This is a genomic window from Rhizobium sp. Root149, from assembly GCF_001427345.1.
Classification (GTDB): domain Bacteria; phylum Pseudomonadota; class Alphaproteobacteria; order Rhizobiales; family Rhizobiaceae; genus Neorhizobium; species Neorhizobium rhizoryzae.
On sequence record NZ_LMGD01000026.1, the window covers coordinates 77,841 to 97,875 of the forward strand.

Consider the following 20,035-nt stretch of genomic DNA (forward strand, 5'->3'; position numbering starts at 1 on the left):
TTCCTTACGCGACAGACCTGAGTGGCTCTTGAAATATCTTCCGGATAGACGCTGCATTAATAGGGCGGCTGATCAGGTAACCTTGAATTTGATTGCAGCCTTCGTTGACGGTAAATGCTCTCTGCTCAGGCGTCTCCACTCCCTCCACTGTCACGGTCATATTCAGCTTTGACGCGAGAGATGTCACTGCTTGTATGATGGCGACAGACTCCCGATCTTCTGGGACGTGTCGAACAAACGATTGATCGATCTTGATCTTGTTAAACGGGAAGCGCCGCAGATAGCTGAGCGAGGAATATCCGGTTCCGAAATCATCCATAGAAATTCGGATCCCGATCGCCCGTAGGGCATGCAGTGTGTTGTAAGTCATGGTTTCGTCTTGAAGAAGGGCGGTCTCGGTGATTTCAAGTTCGAGGCGCGTGGGTGGTAGCCCCGTTTCCTGCAAGATCTGCATGACACGCCCTGCCAAGGCTTGATCGCGGAGTTGAACAGGCGACAGGTTCACGGCTACCGTAAGATGCGACGGCCAAGCCTTTGCTTCCTCGCAGGCGGCGCGAAGGACCCATTCGCCGAGCTGTGAGATCAAGCCGGTCTCTTCCGCGAGCGGAATGAAGTCAGCAGGTGACACAATGCCCCGTTCTGCATGTATCCAGCGTACCAAAGCCTCGGCCCCTTGAAAACTTCCGTCCGAAGGATCAACCTGAGGCTGGTAGTAAACATCGAATTCCTCTCGGACCAGCGCACGCCGGAGGTCGAGTTCGAGCTGGCGCCGGGCGTGCGCTCGTTCGCTCATACTGCGGTCAAACAGGCGATGAACACTGCCACCTGTGCTCTTCGCCGCATAGAGCGCAAGATCGGCGTTTCGACTTAAGGTCGAAAGATCATTGCCGTGATCTGGACAGAGGGCAATTCCGACGCTGGCTGCTATGTCTATCACTGTACCGTCAATGAGATAGGGCCTACTGAGTAGGTCTGTGAAGTTTTCAGCAGCGGTTTCCGCGTTCGCCGCATCAACAACGACGGCGAATTCATCGCCACCCAGACGCGCAACAAAAGTAGAAGCCTTGCTGCAGGCGCGAACTCGTTGGGCGACGCGCTTGAGCAGCTCATCGCCCATGGAGTGCCCAAATGTGTCGTTTACGAACTTGAATCGATCCAAATCGAGAAGGAGAAGTGCAAACTGCTCACCCGTCATTTCGGCTGTCTCACAGCGCGAGGAGAGGGTCTGGGTAAATTGTAGTCGGTTAGAAAGACCGGTCAGTGAGTCGGTATGGGCCAGGATCCGCATCTTATGTTCTGCGCGCAGACGTTCTCTCTGATCGCGTATGGCGATGACGACATGCTCGGACTTGCCAATCTTGACTGTTCGGCGAAGCAACCGAACTGGCACTCGACTTCCGTCCGACGCGACGAGCTCGCCGTCTAACTCCTTCTCTTCAGAAAGGCTGTCAAGCTGTGTGTCCGGCAGCAACGATGCGATCGCTTGACCTTTAAGCATTTGCTGCGAACAGCCTACGAGTTTCGCTAGACTGTTGTTTACAGCATCAATGGCGCCGTCTTGGCAGATGGCCAATCCTTCGACAGCCAAATCGGCTAGTTGCTTCAACCTTGTACGATCTTTAGCAGCCTGCGCACGAGCGGCGAGCGTAAACCGCAGTCCAAGAAAAGCCAGGATGAGCAAGGTGACACTGACGCCAGCGACGATAGGTGCAATCATTTCGGGGGACAGCACCGTATCTGGTAAGCCGATGCGGGGGTCGTAAGCAAACCGGATCGCTGCCATCCCTGAGAAGTGGAGCAGAGCTATCGCTGCGACGAGAATTGGCGCGGCAAGCTGCCGAAGCCAGGCAGGTCTCTCACCGGATAGAACGATCGCAGCGGAAAACAGCGGGAGGGAGCCGACGAGCGATAAAGCGACGAGTTGGTGATCCCAACTGATGGTACCAGTAACGAGGTAGGCGTACTGGCCCAGATAGTGTAGCAGGGCAATGCTTAGGCCAAGTAAAATGCCGGAACTGGCGCGCCTGCCACGATTACGGGTGCCGATAGACACGGTCAAAGCGGCACCGATCCCCATTACGGTCAACAACAGCGAGAGAATTGTCAGGTATGGGTCGAAACCCGATTGCATACCTGGTTGGAATGCGAGGAGACCAATCATATGAGTGGCCCAAGCGGTAGAGCCGGCGGCCACGATTGCGACCATCAACCAAAATCTGCGGCCTTTCTCGTCAAGCCGTCCAGCATGGCGCGCAAGCGAAATTGATGCATAAACGCCTGTGACGCAAACGGCCGCTGCGATCAAAAGAAGATCTTGATCATGAGCGTCGCGCAGGCAATTGTAGATTGTTTCCATCCAACTCTCCTGGCGGGCAACTTAAACGCGACGGGTAAACGGCATCCTTAACGATTAGGTGGGGCGTGTGAATCTGAAGATATGCTTAATGAATTTTCCTGCTTTGCTATGGCTTCCGCGTAGTGTGAGGGAACAGCTATAGGCATTCGGATAGGCACCCCGTCCTTCCATAGCGGCAACCAAGAAGATCAATCTTTGTGTTGGCGCTGGCGATCACGGGCCATCTTTACGCACCGCCCCCAAGCTGCCAAGCGGCATCCGATCATGGTTGCAGCTTGGCTGAAGCGAGCATGGCCTAAACCTTGAAGGCATCCGCTGAAAATCGTTGGATCAATGCGATTGATCGCGAGTTAGCTGGGTTCAAGCGTACTAAAGAGTCGGTGGTCAGGTTGGTGGCGGAAAGTGCAAGCTATGGCAGATAGCATGGTCACGGTCATTGTCGTGGAAGATGAACCAATCGTGCGAGTGGACATCGCGATGTCTCGTAAGCCCCCGGCGAAGACCGTCTTGCGAGGTTGATGCGAACATCGGAAGTCCTAGTGCAAACACTAGGAGTAGAGAGGTGGCTCGGGAAATCTGCACAGCTAGGATAAGTGGAATTTCTGCCTGACTTCGGCTTAGATGCCGGGAACAGGAGAGACCATGACAAGACGACCACGCCGGAACCACAGCCCGGCTTTCAAGGCAAAGGTGGCACTTGCCGCCATCAGGGGCGAACAAACTCTGGTGGAATTGTCCCAGCAGTTTGACGTGCACGCCAACCAGATCAAGCAATGGAAAGACCAGCTCCTTGAGGGGGCGACAGGCGTTTTTGGCGATGAAGCGAAGGCGGAACCGGCGGGTCCAACCGTCGATGTCAAAACACTGCACGCCAAGATCGGCGAACTGACACTGGAGAACGATTTTTTATCCGGTGCGCTCGGCAAGGCGGGATTGCTGGGCGGAAAGAAATGATCGACCGCGAGCACAAGCTATCCGTGGTGCGCCAGGCGAAGCTTCTCGGCTTCAGCCGGGGCAGCGTCTATTATCTGCCTCGTCCGGTGCCAGACGGCGATCTGGTTCTGATGCGCCGGATCGATGAGTTGCATCTCGACTACCCCTTTGCGGGAAGTCGGATGTTGCAAGGGCTCTTGAGAGGAGAAGGGCTGGAAGCTGGGCGGCTGCACGTCGCCACGCTGATGAAGAAGATGGGCATCGAAGCGATCTATCGCCGCCCGAACACCTCGAAACCAGCGCCTGGGCACAAAATTTATCCCTACCTCCTACGAAGGTTGGGGGTCACCCGGCCTAATCAGGTATGGGCGATGGACTTGACCTACATCCCCATGGCGCGGGGATTTGTCTATCTCTGCGCCGTCGTGGACTGGTTCAGCCGGAAGGTCCTGTCATGGCGGTTGTCGATCACGATGGAAGCAGCCTTCTGCATCGAGGCAGTAGAGGAGGCACTTGCCCGTCATGGCAGGCCGGAAATCTTCAACACCGACCAGGGATCGCAGTTCACCTCCATCGACTTTACCGCCGTGCTGAAGAAGGCGGAGATCGCCATCTCCATGGACGGCAAGGGCGCGGCGGGACAACGTGTTCATCGAACGACTCTGGCGTTCGATCAAATATGAGGAAGTCTACCTCCACGCCTACAAAACAGTGTCCGAGGCCCGCGCTGGCATCGGCCGATATCTGAACTTTTACAACACCAGACGCCCACATTCATCCCTCGACCGGCAGACGCCGGATCATGCCTACTTCACCGCGCTGGCACCAATGATGGTGGCGGCATAATCGAGGCGGAAATCCACTTACCGAAACGCCTGGAACTGTTCAGACAAACCGAGCCACCTCTCTTGTCCAGCTTGCGGGCGACGGAGCCGACGAGTTCAAAGCTGGTATCTACGGCGGCCCGCTGACCTGCCCTTCAGCGGTTGGCGAGTTGAACTGGCAATCGTGGCGCGTCGATTCTGGTGTGATGCCGTTCTGTGTGGTCGGCGCATCTTCTGCGAACAGTTCGATAATGGGGTGCTGACACGTTGCGGCCGGCGTACGCAGCGGCTGAAGAATATCGTTCACCATCTTGGTTTGGCGCTTGGCGGCAGACCTGCGGCCGCCTTTGCCAACCGTCTGATGGTGCCGGTGAGCAATGACACTCTGTTACGGGTAGTTCGCCGCCGTATCGCCGATCACAACGATGAACTCACTGTCATCGGTATTGATGATTTTGCCTTCAGGCGAGGCCAAACCTATACGATTGTCTGCGATCTGGAGCGGCGAAGGTGTCGCTTTGCACTTAACCCCAAGAATCCGTCGCGACAAATTCAAAGAGATAGCTCAGCACTTAATTTGAGAATAAGCACTTAACTTGAGAATTCTGCCTAAATCTGATCACTTAATGTGAGAATCAGACGATCGAGGCAATCGATGGTTTCTTGCTGTGAGTGACCCCTTTCCTGACGAAGTTGACGAAGCGCTTTGGGATGAAGCGTGTCGACGCGCAGACGCAATTCGCGAATGTCTGAAAAGCCGCACTGGCAGGATGTCAGTGGCGGATGTGGCACTGCTTGCGACCGACCTCAAAATCAGTCAAGCGACTGCATACCGCCTCATCAAGCTATTCCGGGCCGGCGGCACCGTGATGAGCCTGGTGGAGCGCAAGCCCGGCCGACCACAAGGACATCGGCTGCTAGATGACAGGCGGGAGGAGATCATTCGGACGACGATCAGCCGGTACTACCTTACCCGCAATCGTCCATCATTTACACAGCTGGTCCGGGATGTGCAGACGAACTGCATCTCCGCTGGACTTCGGCCGCCTCATCGCCGAACAATCAAAGCTCGACTCGAAGACATCGATCTACAGAAGCGGGCCAAACGGCGCGGCGAAACTAAAATCGTCAAGAACACTCGTGCTGTTCCCGGGGTGTTAGCTGCGTCCCGGCCATTGCAGATCGTGCAAGTCGATCATACGAAAGCGGATATCTTTGTCGTTGACGAGGAAACGCGGCAGCCGATCGGCCGACCTTGGCTGACGCTGGCGATGGATGTCTGCAGCCGGATGGTGACGGGCTTCTACCTCACGATGGATGCCCCTTCCCGCCTTTCGACTAGTCTTTGCCTTCTGCATTCCGTTTTTGACAAGTCAGCTTGGCTCCGTGAACGGGAGATCGGCGAGGCTTGGCCCGTCGCAGGTTTGCCAGATACCTTACACGTCGACAACGGCGCCGATTTTAGGAGCCAGTCTTTCAAGCGGGGATGCCAGGATGCCGGCATCGCGATCGACTGGCGGCCGCCAGGGGAGCCACGCTTCGGTGGTACCGGACGGGGCCCAACGCGCCTGCTCCATCACGCGGGTGAGGGTCTCCAGCGAAATCGGCTCGTCGGTGAAGGCACGTATCGAGCGCCGGGTGGTGACGGCGTCGGCGACGGTCATCCCGGGTGCAGACCGGGGGCGGTTGGCTGTCGTGGCAGAGGAGTGGTTTTGTATCATGTCTGTCCAATAACTCGTGGGCTGGAGGTGGGGCCGCCCGAAGCCCGGGTGGCCTTGGTTTCGCAGGCGGACTATGGTCAGCCGAACACGATCGGTGCGGCGATCCGCCCGCCATCAACGGCGATTTCCGCGCCGGTGACGAAGCCGGCATCGTCGGACAGCAGGAAGGCGATGGCGGCCGCAATATCTTCCGGCTCGCCAAGCCGTCCCCTCGGGACGCCTTGGGCAATGCCCTGAACCTTCTCGTCGCCGAGTGCCGCGATCATCGGCGTTCGGATCGGTCTGGGCATGACAAGGTTCACACGAATCCCCTCCTTCGCCAGTTCGGCCGATGCCGTGCGGGTCTGGCCCGCGACGGCCGACTTGGTGCCGGCATAGACGATCATTCCCGGCATCGCCCGCGCACCGGATTCCGAGCCGACGTTGACGATCCAACCTCCACCGGCCCGACGCATCGCAGGAACGACATGCTTCATGCCGATCAGGTGGCCGATCTGGTTGATGCGGATGACCTTCGCGGCCGCTTCGATATCGATCTCCGCGATGTCGGCGGGAATGAAGATGCCGGCGTTGTTGACCAGACCGTCAACGCGCCCGAACCGATCTTCCGCATGGTCGATAACGGCCTTCCAGTCATCCCCGCTGCCGACGTCGTGACGGAAGAACGTGACATCATCGCCAAGTTCACCGGCAAGCTTCTCGCCAGCCTCGGTATCGACATCCGTGATGACAACCTTCGCGCCGGAGCTGGCAAGCAGGCGAACCGCCGCCTCTCCGATCCCTTTGGCGCCGCCCGTTACGACCACGACCTTATCGAGTTTGTTCATGTCTCTGCTTCCTCTTTGATGTTGATCCGTCGACTGATGCGGATACCGAGCCGTTCAAAGGCGCGGCCGATCTGCTTCGGAACGTTTCTGGTTCCAGGTGATATCGGCCCGCAGCGCCCATGTTGACCGCAGATGGTGCCGTCGAAAACCTGGGGGTTGAGTGCCTTGGCAGATCAACCATGGACAAGGACCAGCGCCGCTCGCCGACGACGTCAGCTGACAAGGGCCTCGATCATTCACCTGATCAAGCGCGGACCTGGCCGCCTGTGGTGCCGGGCGGCGTATACAATCTGGGGGCACAACTCTTGTGGACATCCGCATGCATGTTTATCTAGTGCACCAGATAGAGTTGCGCTAGAGAGAATTGATGAATTCAAATCCTACCGAGGCAAGGCGTGAGCTGGACAAGCAATTGTCGTTCGCCCTGTATGGCGCGGCGAACCGCGTTTCACGGATGCACAAGCCGTTCCTTGAGCCGTTGCGCCTGACCTTCCCGCAATATCTCGCAATGATTGAATTGCTGGATGGTGCGCCGGTCGGGGTCGGGTCGCTGGGCAACCGGCTCGGCATGGACACGGGGACCATCACCCCGCTGGTGAAACGCCTCGAGGCTGCCGGGTTAGTGACGCGCAAGCGGGATACGGTCGATGAACGGCGGGTCCTTGTCGACCTTACGCCTGCCGGTCGCGCGCTCGAAACAGCAGTCCGGAACGTGGCCGGTCAGATCGTCTCGGCCTGCCGGCTTACCGACCATGAGGCGGAAGCGTTGCGTCAGACGCTCGAAACCCTCGCCGGTCCCGTCGGTGAACAAGCCGACTGAGACTCTCACAGGACGAAAAGGACCCGGTTCATGGGGCAGAAGATGATCCTCGGCATGGCGCTGACCTCGAACTACGGGGCCGGCACCCTTCCGAACACATGGAGAATGCCGGGTGTCGATCCGGCGAACTACGCGAATGTAGAAGCGCATTCGTTACGCGCAGGCAGCGGAGCGCGGCGGCTTCTCGTTCCTGTTCACCCCGGACTTCCCCATCCTGCAGGGCAATCTGGAACACGGCCCCGTCCTCAACATCATGGAGCCGATGCTGCAACTGGCCGCGATCTCGCAGGCCACCCGCCGCATCGGGCTGATCGCAACGGGCACGACCTCCTTCCAGGAGCCGTTCACCACCGCCCGGCAGTTCAAGGCGCTGGACGTGATGAGCCATGGCCGCGTGGGGTGGAACGCCATTCCGAGCTACGAGCCCGAGGCCTTTGCCAATTACGGGCAGCCGGTGCCGCAAGGGAACGCAAAGTACGAGCGTCTGCACGAGGTGATCCAGATCACCCAGGCATTGTGGGCGAGTTGGGGGCGTGAGGCCGGGCAGCCCGATCAGAACACCGGCCGCTTCGCCGACATGGCGCACATTAAGCCGGTCGATCTGAGCGGGCGCCATGTCGGGGCGCGCGGCCCGCTCCAGATCCCGCCGTCGGAGCAGGGACAACCGGTCATCTTCATGCCGCTCGCCAGCGGCCGTGGACTGTCAGGGCTAGGCATGTATGCCAACGGGATCCTCGGCATGCCTAACACGGTCGAGGACAGTCGCAACCAGCGCGAAATCGTCCGGAAAGCGGCTGCCCAGGCGGGCCGCGACCCGGACGAGATGAAGTTTGTGCCGTTCGTGGGCTTCGGGCTGGGCGCCACCAAGCGGGAGGCGCTTGATCGTCGCCGCGCGCTGGACGAACGTGCAGGTCTGGCGCAGCGTCTGAGCCAACTGTCGATGCTGCTCGGTATCCGACTTCCGATGGACGATGCCGACGCGCCGCTGACCGACAGGCAGCTTGGCGGCATGCGCGGGCACCCCGCCGCGCCGAAATCGGCCCAGGCCGTCCAATTGGCGCAAGAGGGCTGGTCCCCCCGCGACATCATCGCGCATGGCGTGCTTGACACCAGCCCGGGGCTGGTGGGCACGCCCGAGGAGGCCGCGGATTTCCTGCAGCACTGGCTTGATGCTGGTGTCTGCGACGGCTTCATCCTCGTTCCCGACAATCAGCAGGACAGCATAGACGCCTTCGCCGACCAGGTCGTCCCTATCCTGCGCCAACGCGGGCTCCGCGCGCCCGACTATGCTGGGACGACCTTACGCGACCACCTGGGGGTGCCGGATCAACTCGGACTGGATCGACGACTCTCGGTAGGTTGAAGGTCTGCAGTGTGGGCTCGGTCGATCACGTACGCAAAGGTTTGCAGGCATTTTTTGCGGAAACAGGCGTCGATGATTTGATGATCGTTTCTGACGTTTATCATCACGACGCGCGACTGAGGTCAGTAGAACTCATCGCTGAAGCCATGAAGCGCTCAATAGCGCCGGCGCTGTGCCCGCTGGCCGTCGAGCAGCCACTCCTGTTGGCTTGAGCCGCCCGATCTCAAGCGGATGAGCCGGGGCGGCTCTTCCATAGCATCTACAACGAAATCCATCCCCATTCCGCGCTCAAGATGGCTTCCCCCAGGCCGTTCATCAGGGCCAATCAAACTAGCCGACTGTCCGGTTAAACGGGGGGCACTCCATGCAGGGCTTGGCCAAATAGGGCTGGATTTCCGGCCAGAGCATGTTTTGCAATAGCTAGTTTGGGTAGGTAAATTTGCAGGGACGCCGGGGGACGGAAAACGGCCGGTAGCTGGTGACGGATGCGCCCTGAAGTAGCTAGCGATGGGGTTTATAGCGTTCAGCCAGAACGCAGCCCTAAAGCTTTAAGAGCGCTCGATCCACAGCTCCGAAAGCTGCAACCAAGTAGGCTTATCGGCATACATTTCCTGAATGAGTTGTTTGACCTCTTTGATCCTGCCGTCCGCATCAGCACGCCTATAGCTCATAATAACCGGCGACGTTGCCTGCTTTTCCTCGATCATTCGATAAAATACATCATCTGGTCGCTGCCGTTGAGAAGAAGCTGGTACGATGCAGAGCCCGGCCCCCGCGGCGACCATGCCAAGAGCTGCCTGAATCTCACGAACCTCCTCGATCGAAGATGGGGTGATGCTGAATTCAGCGAGAAGGTTCAGTATTTCATCGGCAAAGCTTGGTCTGAGTGCAGACGGATACACAATGAACGGTTCGCCTTCTAGCTCGCTTAACGGAATAGGATCACTGGATGAGGTTTTTGGGTGCTCCATCGGGATCGCGACGACCAAACGCTCTTCGCGTAGTGTAAGCCGCTCTACCTCTGGATCATTAAATCGAACCCGGCCAAAGCCAAGATCTATGCGATTTTCCTTCAACGCCGCTATTTGCTCAGTAGACATCATTTCCTTTATATCGATGTCGAGATCCGGCCATTTTTTCCGCATCCGACGTACTAGGTCGGGCGTGCCGCTGTAGAGGGTGGAGGCAACGCACCCGATGATGAATCTTTCCCGTTTCGAACCACCGATCTTCCGCGTCTGATCCCGTATGTGATCGAGCCGTGAAAGTATCTGCACAGCATTTTGATAAAAAAAGCGACCGGCTTCTGTGAGGATCAGAGGCCGCGTCGTTCGGTCGATCAGCTTGACAGCAAGCTCCTCCTCTAGCTGCTGTATCTGTCGGCTTAGGGGGGGCTGGGCGATATTGAGTATACCAGCCGCTCGCGAGAAGTTTTTCTGGCGCACCACCTCGACGAAATACCGCAACTGACGCACTTCCATACTATACCTCACAAGTATCAAAACCCACTTTATCGGTTTTGGACCGATCGATGAAAAAGCCCTAGTTTTGCCTCTGCTCAGGAGGAGGGCCTCACACTGTTATCCGGATTAATGCGCGCTTCGCTAAAGCTATTATACTCAAAATGCGAGCTTAGCTAAAGTGGACTTTCCGAGGGATGCACGACGCTCTCGATAGCGCGTGAATCCACCTACATCAGGGCCCTGAGGAATGGCTGGGTCATCGCTATACGGACGTTCCGGACTACGGGCCCTGCTTACCATTAAAATCGCATCGAAACCGAGTTCTAAGGTACTCGCTGCATCCAAGGAGGAGGAATAAATGACCGTCGATAATAAAGTATTCAAGGATAGCGTTAGCCGCCGCGCATTTCTGAGCACGGCAGCGATGGGAGCATCTTCATTGGCCTTCGGATTGAAGACACCAGCAATCGCACAGTCGGTACCGCTAAAGGTTGGGGTAATGTTGCCATTCAGTGGTACGTTCGCCAAGCTCGGACAATTTATCGAGAGAGGCTTTCAGCTCTACGTCGATGAGAAATCCGGGGCTCTTGGCGGCCGGCGCATAGAATTCGTGCGCCTGGACGATGAATCAAAGCCTGAGACCGCCACCGACAACATAAACCGGCTCGTCGGTCGAGATAAAGTCGATGTGGTTCTTGGCACAGTACACTCCGGCGTAGCGATGGCTATGGTGAAAGTTGCGCGTGACACAGGCGTTCCTCTGATCATTCCCAATGCCGGCGCCGATGAAGCGACCGGCCCCCTCTGTGCAAGCAACATCTTCCGAACATCCTTTTCCAACTGGCAGGTCTCGCAGCCGATGGGCAAGGTAATGTTTGATGAAGGGTATCGGAACGTCGTTACGATCACCTGGCGCTATGCAGCTGGGACGCAGATGACGAAGGGCTTTAAAGAGGGCTTTGAAAAGGCTGGCGGGAAAATCGTCGAGGACCTGACTCTCCCGTTCCCCGAGGTCGAGTTTCAAGCGCTCATCACCCGTATAGCTCAATTAAAGCCTGACGCTGTCTTCGCTTTCTTCGCGGGCGGCGGTGCGGTCAAGTTCGTAACGGACTATGCGGCGGCGGGTCTGAAGGGCAAGATCCCACTTTACGGGACTGGCTTTTTGACTGACGGCACATTGCCCGCACAAGGTGCCGCAGCCGAAGGTATTCGCACCACGCTTCACTATGCTGATGACCTCGACACTCCCTCCAACCGTCGCTTCCTGCAGAACTTCAAGACGAAGACAGGGGAAGATGGCGATATTTATGCGGTTCAAGGATACGATTCCGCCGCCCTCCTGGAAGCGGGGTTGGTCGCAGCGGGAGGGGATATCCAGGCTCGCGACAAAGTGTTCGGAGCTATGGCAATGGCTCAGATCGATAGCCCGCGCGGCCCTCTGAGCTTCTCGGTTGCGCACAATCCCGTCCAGAACATCTATCTTCGCGAGGTCCGGAATGGTGAAAACGTTCTTGTCTCCACTGCCGGCAGCGCTGTTGCCGACCCGGCGCGCGGTTGCAAGATGGGGTAGAGGCTTACGGGGCATTATGTCGTTTCGGGTCTGACGGGTCCATGAACTGGAATTGTCGGCGAGTTTACTTGCCGACAATCTGTGGAGGAGAAAAATGGACATTGGTACTTTAGCAATACAGCTGTTGAATGCCCTGCAATACGGGTTGGTGCTTTTCTTGGTCGCCAGCGGCCTCACCCTTGTTTTTGGCATTTTAGGCGTAATCAATCTCGCCCATGGCGCCTTTTACATGCTTGGTGCCTATCTCGCCTGGTGGTTCACCGCCTCAACGGGAAGCTTGGCCGTGGGAATTCTCGGGGCTTTTGTGGTCAGCTTTCTTCTCGGCCTTGTTCTGGAAACGGTCTTCATTAAAAGGCTCTACGGCCGCGATCACCTTTCTCAAGTTCTTCTGAGTTTCGGCCTCATTCTCGTTCTTGACGAGGTCCGACAGATGCTCTTCGGACGTGATGTCCAGTCGGTGCCTCTGCCTGGATGGCTGAGTGGTACGGTAACTCTTACCGACATCCAGTCTTATCCCCACTACCGCCTCGCGCTCATTGTGTTTTGCCTTCTTGTGGCCGTTACCATCTTTCTGGTCATCAATCGGACGCGCATCGGAATGATCGTGCGAGCCGGGGCCGAAAACCGCGAGATGACCAGAGTTCTTGGAATCCCCTTCGATCGAGTCAACCGGCTGGTCTTCGCTGTTGGCATTGCTTTGGCCGCTCTTGCTGGAGCAGTGATAGCCCCTGTTTCCACCGTGTTTCCTGGCATGGGAGATGGAATGCTGATCCTGTCCTTCGTGGTGGTGGTCCTAGGGGGCATCGGTTCTGTTCCAGGAGCGGCGATCGGCGCTCTGCTCGTTGGTGCTATTGATACTTTTGGTAAGGTCTTCCTTCCGGAAATCGCTGGCATGCTCATCTACGTGGTCATGGCAGCTGTGCTCTTGTGGCGTCCGACCGGTATCCTCGGAAAAAGAGAGATCTGAACATGACGTCGCATTTCACACGGCATTACTTTGCAATGGCTGTTCTGTTCGTAGCGGCCGCGTTCGTGCCGGCTATGATCTCGGGTTTCTATGTCCAGTTTATTGCCAAGGTCTTGGTTCTTGGTACGTTAGCCATGGCGCTAAACCTTTCAGTGGGCTTCGGCGGACTGGTTAGTCTCTGTCATGCAGCATTCTTCGGTCTCGCGGGCTACATGCTTGTGCTCACCACCCCGGAATACGAGGTGCCGAACCTGGGGTCGAGCATGGTGCTTGCTCTTGGCGCGGTGGCAGCCTGCGCCACCATAATCGGTGCGTTGTCGCTTCGGACACGAGGCGTCTATTTTATCATGGTGACGCTCGCTTTTGGAGAAATGCTGTTTTTCCTATTTCACGACACAGACATCGGCGGCGGATCGGATGGTATCTTCCTTTATGTCAAACCGGCTCTGTCGATTGCCGGTACTACGTTAGTTGATCTTGAAAACCCGGTTGTCTTCTATTTTGCGGCCCTTTTCACATGCGCTGTCTGCTGGGCTCTGATAAGCTACCTTCTCTCGACGCCCTTTGGAGATGCTCTTACAGCCGCACGTGACAATGAGCGGCGCGCCACCGCTTTAGGGATACCGGTGTTCAGGGTCCGCTTAATCGCGTTCGTCCTGTCTGCCATTCTTGCTGGCGCCGCTGGATATCTATCGACCGCGCAATTCGGTTTTGTCGCTCCGCAGATGCTTGGCTGGCATCTCTCCGCGACTGCTCTGGTAATGGTGGTTCTAGGCGGTACGCGCCGCGTTGCGGGGCCGCTGTTCGGGGCCGCTCTTCTGGCGGCCCTTGAGGATCTACTCAAGACCCACGTCGACGAGTGGAAGTTAGCCTACGGCCTTATCATCATTTTTCTTGTAATCTTCGTGCCGGGCGGCCTTCAGGATTTGCTTCGTTTCGTCGGCGTTCGAGACCTTATTGGCCGTATCTCTAATCGGCCTGTCACAGTGGAGGGACGCTCATGAGGCATGAACTGCTCAAAGTCGATGGTCTGACCAAGCGCTTTGGTGGGCTCACCGCAGTGTCAGACGTATCCCTGATGGTTGCACGGGGCGAGATACATGCGGTGATAGGACCAAACGGGGCCGGTAAATCGTCTTTAATCAATCTACTCTCCGGAGATCTGATGCCGACATCCGGTAAGATCATGTTGGAAGGTCGCGATATCACAGCGCAGTCGCCGAACGTGCGCTGCCGTGCCGGTATAGGGCGTTCCTTTCAGAAAACCACCATTTTCCAGGAACGTACAGTTGGCGAAAACGTGCGTATAGCGGCGCAAGGGGCACGACCGGGCTCAATTGCTATGTGGCGAAGTGCCCACCAGGAGGCGACCAACCGCAAAGCTGTCGAAGCGGCATTGTCCGATGCGGGATTGGCACATCAGATCGATACACCTGCACGGATGATGAGCCACGGTGAACAGCGTCAGTTGGAAGTAGCCATGGTGCTGGCAACAGACCCCCGGATCGTTCTACTTGATGAACCGCTGGCTGGCATGGGACATGGTGAAGCAAAGCAAATGGCGCAAGTCATCAGTGCGCTCAAGGACAATAGGGGCGTGCTTCTTGTGGAACACGATATGGATGTGGTGTTCGCAATCGCTGATCGATTGACCGTCATGGCTGACGGTCAGGTAATTGCTTCTGGTCCAGTGGACGAAGTACGGCGCGATTCAAAGGTAAGGGCCGCGTATCTCGGTGAAGGGGAAGAGGCAGCGTGAGCGCACTATTAAAGGTTAACTCACTCCAGAGCTTTTACGGGGTCAGTCAAGTTCTGCATGGAATTGACCTTAGCTTGAGGTCTGGAGAACAAGTGGCATTGCTCGGGCGGAACGGTATGGGCAAGACCACGTTTTTGCGATCATTGATGGGGTTGGTGCCGAAGACGACTGGAAATGTCGTCTGGAGGGAAGCGGAAATCCGCACAGCATTGCCGGAAAAGATTGCCCAGAGCGGCGTCGCTTACGTTCCTGAAGGCCGTGGAGTCTTCGGCTCGCTTTCCGTCATTGAAAACCTTCTCATGGCAGCAAGAAAAGGCCCAAGTGGCAAGCAGAATTGGACGCTTGATCGCGTGCTTACGTTGTTTCCGCGTCTAGCGCAGCGGCGCAACAATGGCGGCCATCAACTTTCGGGCGGAGAGCAACAAATGTTGACAATCGGTCGTGCCCTTATGACGAACCCCGATCTCATCCTTATCGACGAAGCCACCGAAGGGTTGGCGCCGCTCGTGGCGCAGGAAATCTGGAGGACCCTTACCGTCGTAAGGTCGGAAGGAATAGCCACGATCGTCGTGGACAAGGATGTTCGGTCTCTAGCAAAGATTGCAGACCGGATGGTGGTCATGTCAAAGGGCCAGATTGAGTTCGATGGCCCCCCAGTCGATCTCCTCGCCCAACCCGAATTCTTGGAACGCCATCTGGGTGTCCAATAGCGCTATCGCATCCGACCGATGCCGGTCGAGGGCTACCGGCTCTCGACCGAAGTAACAAACCTTCATTCTCGCACTATCGCAACAAAGGTTGGCACTACCCTGAGCGGTCGTCACCATCCTTGGACAATGTCGGTCGTTCGCAAATTAGGTATGCTGCAACGCAGCAACGCTGCAAACTCAATCGATCCACTCCCCATTATACCTCCAGGGTATCGTTTCAGACGTAAACGGTGTTGGACGTTCAGGGTCGCTGGGACGCATATTGCTGCCATGAACACAAATCCAAATCTACGCGAACCGATTACAACTCCAGCCGCTGTCGTTGAGCGGGTGGAGACAATGCTGGTGGATCTGCCGACAATCCGACCCCACAAGTTGTCAGTTGCGACTATGGACGGGCAAACACTGATGCTGGTGAAGGTCTACTGCAGCGACGGTGTAGTCGGCATCGGCGAAGGCACAACGATCGGCGGCCTCGCCTACGGCGGCGAAAGCCCTGAGAGCATGAAATTAGCGATCGATACCTACTTCGCCCCCATCATGGCTGCTCAGGACGCTACACGAGTGCAGGCGATGATGGCCCGCATTGGCAAGATGATCAAAGACAATCGCTTCGCCAAGAGTGCGGTGGAAACAGCTTTGCTCGATGCACACGGTAAGCGCTTGGGCCTCCCTGTCAGCGAGTTGCTGGGAGGACGGCGCCGCGAGCGTTTACCGGTTGCATGGACCCTCGCCTCCGGCGATACCGCCAAAGATATTGCTGAGGCGGAACGGATGCTGGCTCTCCGTCGGCACAAGATCTTCAAGCTGAAAATCGGCGCTAAACCGCTCGAAGAGGATATCGCCCATGTAGCGGCTATCAAGCGTGCGTTGAGCGATCGCGGAGCTGTGCGCGTTGATGTCAATATGGCTTGGAGTGAAACCCAAGCGACATACGGAATGTCGGCTTTGGCTGATGTCGGGTGCGAACTTGTCGAGCAGCCGGTTGCCTCTGCTGCGGCGCTGGCTCGGCTTGTTCGCCGCTTCCCCATAGCACTCATGGCCGACGAGTCCCTGCATGGCCCGGAATCCGCATTTGATATCGCGAAAATCGGTGGTGCAGACGTCTTTGCAGTGAAGGTTGAGCAAAGTGGTGGACTCTTCAATGCCCAGCGCGTGGGCGCGATTGCCGATGCCGCCGGTATCGAGTTGTACGGTGGGACTATGCTTGAAAGCGCTGTAGGGACGATCGCTTCGGCACATACCTTCGCGACCTTTGCAAATTTGCAGTGGGGTACTGAATTGTTTGGGCCCCTGCTTTTGACGGAGGAAATCCTCCTCCAGCCACTTAGCTATCGCGACTTTGAACTCGTTCTACCCGATGGACCGGGACTCGGCATCGAGCTTGATGAAGATCGAGTGAAATATTTTGTCCGCGATGGTGCACGCAAATCGATCCACGCTGCCAGGTAGGGTGCTCACAATGCTTTTTCATGTGCGAATGGACGTCAACATCCCGCGTGACTTGCCTGCTGAAGAAGCAGCGGAAATCATTTCTAGAGAGAAGGCCTACTCTCAGGATCTACAACGTAGCGGGAAGTGGCGCCACATCTGGCGCATCGCTGGCGAGTACGCGAACTTTAGCATTTTTGATGTCAAGGACAACGCTGAATTGCATGAAGTGCTTTCTGGCCTACCGCTGTTCAAGTTCATGACTATCAAGGTCGCACCATTGTTGAAGCACCCCTCGTCGATCCACGAAGACGACAAATGAGGGGCTAGCGCACCTTTCCTAAGTTCTAACAACAGCAATTCAAGCATCCAAAAACGGAGGAGTTAAGATGACGGCGAAAATCTTTGACAGATCAGAGACCCAGGAATTCCTGCAAGTTCTGAGCGGCCTTACCAACGATAAGGGGAACCCCCGCGTTAAAGAAATTACACATAGACTGATGTCGGACCTATTCAAGGCGATCGACGATCTTAATATTACGCCAGACGAATACTGGACCGCTATTGCATGGGTAAACGAAATCGGCGCGTCTGGACAAGCGGGCCTTATCTCTCCAGGCCTTGGACTCGATCACTACCTTGACGAACGCCTGGACGCGATCGACGAAGAACTGGGAATTCAAAATGGCACTCCGCGCACTATCGAAGGCCCTCTCTACGTCGCCGGAGCTCCGGTTTCGACAGGTTTTGCACGTCTAGACGACGGTACCGATACCGATGGCCACACGTTGATCATGCACGGCAAGGTCTACGGCGCCGATGGCAAGACGCTGTCCGGCGCAACTGTCGAAGTGTGGCATTGCGACACCCGTGGCTTTTATTCTCACTTCGACCCGACTGGGAAGCAGGCGCCATTTAACATGCGCCGCACAATCATCACCGATGACGAGGGCTGTTACAAGTTCCAGAGCATCGTGCCAAAGGGTTATGGCGTTCCACCCGGCAGCCCGACAGAGCAACTTTTGTCTGCACTCGGTCGCCACGGCCAACGACCGGCGCACATCCATTTCTTCATAAGCGCCGATGGCCACCGCAAGCTGACCACGCAGATCAACATTGCGGGCGACCCTCTCGTCAACGATGATTTCGCCTATGCCACCCGCGATGGTCTCGTACCAGACGTGATCGAGCGTACTGACGCTGACAGCATTCAAGCAAACAACCTGAATGGCCCCTTCGCCGAGATCGTCTTCGACGTTCATCTCACGCCTTTGGTGAACGGTGTCGATAATCAGGTCAATCTACAGCGCAAGCGCGCAGCCGCGTAGTCAATGCGGTGGCGGCTATCAGTCAAGCCGCCGCCTTTCCTTTAGCGGCGCGACGTACGCCGCTGCGGCTCACCGTAACCATTCCTGGGAGAGAGAAACGATGTCTGCGAATATCGCCAAAGCTCATGAACTCAATGAATTGCTCGCCAATGCGGTGCAGGACGATAAGGAGGCCGGCCTATTCAGGTGCCGGCGCGATATCTTTACCAATACGGATCTTTTTGAACTCGAAATGAAGCACATTTTCGAGGGAAACTGGGTTTACTTGGCTCATGAAAGCCAGATCCCCGAAAACAACGACTATTATACCACCTACATCGGCCGCCAGCCGGTCGTCATAAGCCGCGACAAAACCGGCGAGCTGCACGCCGTAATCAACGCCTGTGCACACAAGGGCGCTATGTTGTGTCGGCGCAAGCATGGCAACAAAGGCAGCTTCACTTGCCCGTTTCATGGATGGACATTCTCCAATACCGGTAAGCTGCTCAAGGTCAAGGATGAGAAGACCACCCAATACCCGCCGCAGTTCGCTAAAGATGGTTCGCACGACCTGAAGCGCGTGCCGCGGTTCCAAAGCTACCGCGGTTTCCTGTTTGGAAGCCTCAACGAAAACGTTGCGACGCTGGAAAATTTTCTCGGGGAGACGAAAGTCATCATAGATCAGATCGTTGATCAGGCGCCGAACGGGCTCGAAGTTTTGCGTGGCAATTCTTCGTATATCTACGATGGGAACTGGAAACTCCAGATGGAGAACGGCTGCGATGGCTACCATGTGAGCACCGTGCACTGGAACTACGCGGCAACAATGGGCCGGCGCAAGGAAGAAGGCACGAAAGCGGTCGATGCCAATAGCTGGAGCAAATCGATTGCTGGTGTCTATGGTTTCGAGAATGGCCATATCCTTCTCTGGACCAATACGATGAACCCGGAGGTCCGACCGGTCTACAATCACCGCGACGAAATCAAGGCGCGGGTCGGCGAGGAAAAGGCAGGCTTCATCGTCAATCAAACGCGCAATTTGTGTCTCTATCCAAACGTGTTTCTTATGGATCAGTTCAGCACGCAGATCCGCGTCACCCGTCCGATCAGTGTCGACAAAACTGAAATCAGCATCTTCTGCTTCGCACCGAAGGGTGAAAGCGAGGCCGATCGAACCCTTCGTATTCGTCAGTACGAAGATTTCTTCAACGTTTCCGGTATGGGCACCGCCGACGACCTTGAGGAATTCAGAGCGTGCCAAGCTGGTTACGCAGGCATCGCAGCGCCGTGGAACGATATGTCACGCGGCGCACCGCTGTGGCTCGACGGACCAGATGAAAATGCCAAGCGCATGGGTATAAATCCTCTCCTGTCAGGCGAGCGCAGCGAAGATGAAGGTTTGTTTGTGCGCCAGCATGAATACTGGGCGGGCGCTATGCGTAGTGCCCTTGCCGCTGAGCAGCGACAGGTGTCGGCATGACAATTTCGCACGACGCTGTATGTGCTTTTCTCTACAGGGAGGCGCGACTTCTGGACGATCGCCAGTGGGATGAGTGGCTCTCGTGCTATGCATCGACTGCCTCATACTGGATGCCTGCGTGGGACGACGACGATCAGGTTACTGAGGATCCCCAGTCGCAAATTTCATTGATTTACTACCCCAATCGCGACGGGCTTGAGGACCGCGTTTTCCGCATCAAAACCGAGCGTTCTGGCGCCTCCACGCCAGAGCCTCGAACGAGCCACAACATCACCAATGTGGAGCTCCTGGCGCAACGCGGTGACGAGGTCGACGTTCGTTATAACTTCAATACACTCAGTCACCGCTACAAAGTCACCGACCACTTCTTTGGAACCATCTTTGTGTCATTGCGCGAAGCGGAAGACGGCATCGTGATCACGAGCAAAAAGATCGTGCTGAAGAACGACTATATCCGCCAAGTCATCGACGTCTATCACATCTGATCGACGCTGGAGGTGCAAA

General features: G+C 56.6%; 17 protein-coding genes and 3 pseudogenes. 16 read left to right on the forward strand and 4 right to left on the reverse strand.

Annotation, left to right across the window (positions count from 1 at the left end; genetic code table 11):
• Positions 1-4 precede the first annotated feature (4 nt).
• The gene (locus ASD54_RS25470; RefSeq protein WP_062557406.1) at positions 5-2,356 is read right to left on the reverse strand and encodes an EAL domain-containing protein; all 2,352 of its coding nucleotides are present in this window, start codon (positions 2,354-2,356) and stop codon (positions 5-7) included.
• A 642-nt stretch (positions 2,357-2,998) separates the two neighbouring features.
• On the opposite strand from ASD54_RS25470, the pseudogene ASD54_RS25480 reads away from it, so the two are divergent.
• From ASD54_RS25480 to ASD54_RS26355, 3 pseudogenes are all read left to right on the forward strand, one after another.
• Positions 2,999-4,135, forward strand: a pseudogene (locus tag ASD54_RS25480) (IS3 family transposase).
• A gap of 60 nt (positions 4,136-4,195) precedes the next feature.
• Positions 4,196-4,624 (forward strand): annotated as a pseudogene (locus ASD54_RS26350) (transposase family protein); the annotation flags it as partial.
• Between the two features lie 358 nt (positions 4,625-4,982).
• Positions 4,983-5,588 (forward strand): annotated as a pseudogene (locus tag ASD54_RS26355) (transposase); the annotation flags it as partial.
• Here the strand turns inward: ASD54_RS26355 and ASD54_RS25495 are convergent.
• On the reverse strand, positions 5,550-5,834 hold the full coding sequence (locus ASD54_RS25495; protein WP_348272053.1) for a nitroreductase family protein: 285 nt from the start codon (positions 5,832-5,834) through the stop codon (positions 5,550-5,552). The pseudogene ASD54_RS26355 and the gene ASD54_RS25495 sit on opposite strands and share 39 nt — an antisense overlap.
• A 77-nt stretch (positions 5,835-5,911) precedes the next feature.
• Positions 5,912-6,661: a glucose 1-dehydrogenase gene (locus ASD54_RS25500; RefSeq protein WP_062557410.1), complete on the reverse strand. Its 750-nt coding sequence runs from the start codon at positions 6,659-6,661 to the stop codon at positions 5,912-5,914.
• 367 nt (positions 6,662-7,028) lie between these two features.
• Here ASD54_RS25500 and ASD54_RS25510 point away from each other — a divergent pair, with 367 nt between their 5' ends.
• The 3 genes from ASD54_RS25510 to ASD54_RS25520 all read left to right on the forward strand — a co-directional run bounded on the left by ASD54_RS25510 (position 7,029) and on the right by ASD54_RS25520 (position 9,056).
• Positions 7,029-7,481 (forward strand): MarR family winged helix-turn-helix transcriptional regulator, encoded by a 453-nt coding sequence (locus tag ASD54_RS25510; RefSeq protein WP_062557412.1) that lies wholly within the window; start codon positions 7,029-7,031, stop codon positions 7,479-7,481.
• 148 nt (positions 7,482-7,629) lie between these two features.
• A complete protein-coding gene (locus ASD54_RS25515) occupies positions 7,630-8,844 on the forward strand; it encodes an NtaA/DmoA family FMN-dependent monooxygenase (protein WP_200958498.1) in 1,215 nt (404 codons plus the stop codon).
• Between the two features lie 11 nt (positions 8,845-8,855).
• Positions 8,856-9,056: a hypothetical protein gene (locus ASD54_RS25520; RefSeq protein WP_062557413.1), complete on the forward strand. Its 201-nt coding sequence runs from the start codon at positions 8,856-8,858 to the stop codon at positions 9,054-9,056.
• Between the two features lie 336 nt (positions 9,057-9,392).
• Here ASD54_RS25520 and ASD54_RS25525 read toward each other — a convergent pair whose 3' ends face one another.
• The gene (locus tag ASD54_RS25525) at positions 9,393-10,325 is read right to left on the reverse strand and encodes a LysR family transcriptional regulator (RefSeq protein ID WP_062557414.1); all 933 of its coding nucleotides are present in this window, start codon (positions 10,323-10,325) and stop codon (positions 9,393-9,395) included.
• A gap of 340 nt (positions 10,326-10,665) precedes the next feature.
• Between ASD54_RS25525 and ASD54_RS25530 the strand changes: the two genes are divergently transcribed.
• From ASD54_RS25530 to benB, 10 genes are all read left to right on the forward strand, one after another.
• The gene (locus ASD54_RS25530; protein ID WP_062557415.1) at positions 10,666-11,877 is read left to right on the forward strand and encodes an ABC transporter substrate-binding protein; all 1,212 of its coding nucleotides are present in this window, start codon (positions 10,666-10,668) and stop codon (positions 11,875-11,877) included.
• Between the two features lie 94 nt (positions 11,878-11,971).
• Entirely contained in the window at positions 11,972-12,844 is an 873-nt protein-coding gene (locus ASD54_RS25535) for a branched-chain amino acid ABC transporter permease (RefSeq protein WP_062557416.1), read from the forward strand.
• A 2-nt stretch (positions 12,845-12,846) separates the two neighbouring features.
• Positions 12,847-13,848, forward strand: a complete 1,002-nt coding sequence (locus tag ASD54_RS25540) for a branched-chain amino acid ABC transporter permease (RefSeq protein ID WP_062557417.1) — start codon at positions 12,847-12,849, stop codon at positions 13,846-13,848.
• The gene (locus ASD54_RS25545) at positions 13,845-14,603 is read left to right on the forward strand and encodes an ABC transporter ATP-binding protein (RefSeq protein WP_062557418.1); all 759 of its coding nucleotides are present in this window, start codon (positions 13,845-13,847) and stop codon (positions 14,601-14,603) included. Before ASD54_RS25540 ends, ASD54_RS25545 begins: the two co-directional genes overlap by 4 nt.
• Entirely contained in the window at positions 14,600-15,313 is a 714-nt protein-coding gene (locus ASD54_RS25550) for an ABC transporter ATP-binding protein (protein ID WP_062557419.1), read from the forward strand. Before ASD54_RS25545 ends, ASD54_RS25550 begins: the two co-directional genes overlap by 4 nt.
• 270 nt (positions 15,314-15,583) lie before the next feature.
• The gene (locus tag ASD54_RS25555) at positions 15,584-16,765 is read left to right on the forward strand and encodes a muconate/chloromuconate family cycloisomerase (RefSeq protein WP_062557420.1); all 1,182 of its coding nucleotides are present in this window, start codon (positions 15,584-15,586) and stop codon (positions 16,763-16,765) included.
• A gap of 10 nt (positions 16,766-16,775) precedes the next feature.
• Positions 16,776-17,066 carry a muconolactone Delta-isomerase gene (gene catC / locus ASD54_RS25560; protein ID WP_062557421.1) on the forward strand — a complete coding sequence of 97 codons (291 nt, stop codon included), beginning with the start codon at positions 16,776-16,778 and terminating at the stop codon, positions 17,064-17,066.
• Positions 17,067-17,133: 67 nt separating this feature from the next.
• Positions 17,134-18,072, forward strand: a complete 939-nt coding sequence (gene catA, locus ASD54_RS25565; RefSeq protein WP_062557422.1) for a catechol 1,2-dioxygenase — start codon at positions 17,134-17,136, stop codon at positions 18,070-18,072.
• Positions 18,073-18,172: 100 nt separating this feature from the next.
• Positions 18,173-19,531: a Rieske 2Fe-2S domain-containing protein gene (locus ASD54_RS25570; RefSeq protein WP_062557423.1), complete on the forward strand. Its 1,359-nt coding sequence runs from the start codon at positions 18,173-18,175 to the stop codon at positions 19,529-19,531.
• The gene (gene benB, locus ASD54_RS25575) at positions 19,528-20,016 is read left to right on the forward strand and encodes a benzoate 1,2-dioxygenase small subunit (RefSeq protein ID WP_062557424.1); all 489 of its coding nucleotides are present in this window, start codon (positions 19,528-19,530) and stop codon (positions 20,014-20,016) included. The genes ASD54_RS25570 and benB overlap by 4 nt, the downstream gene beginning before the upstream one ends.
• The last annotated feature ends 19 nt before the right edge of the window (positions 20,017-20,035 follow it).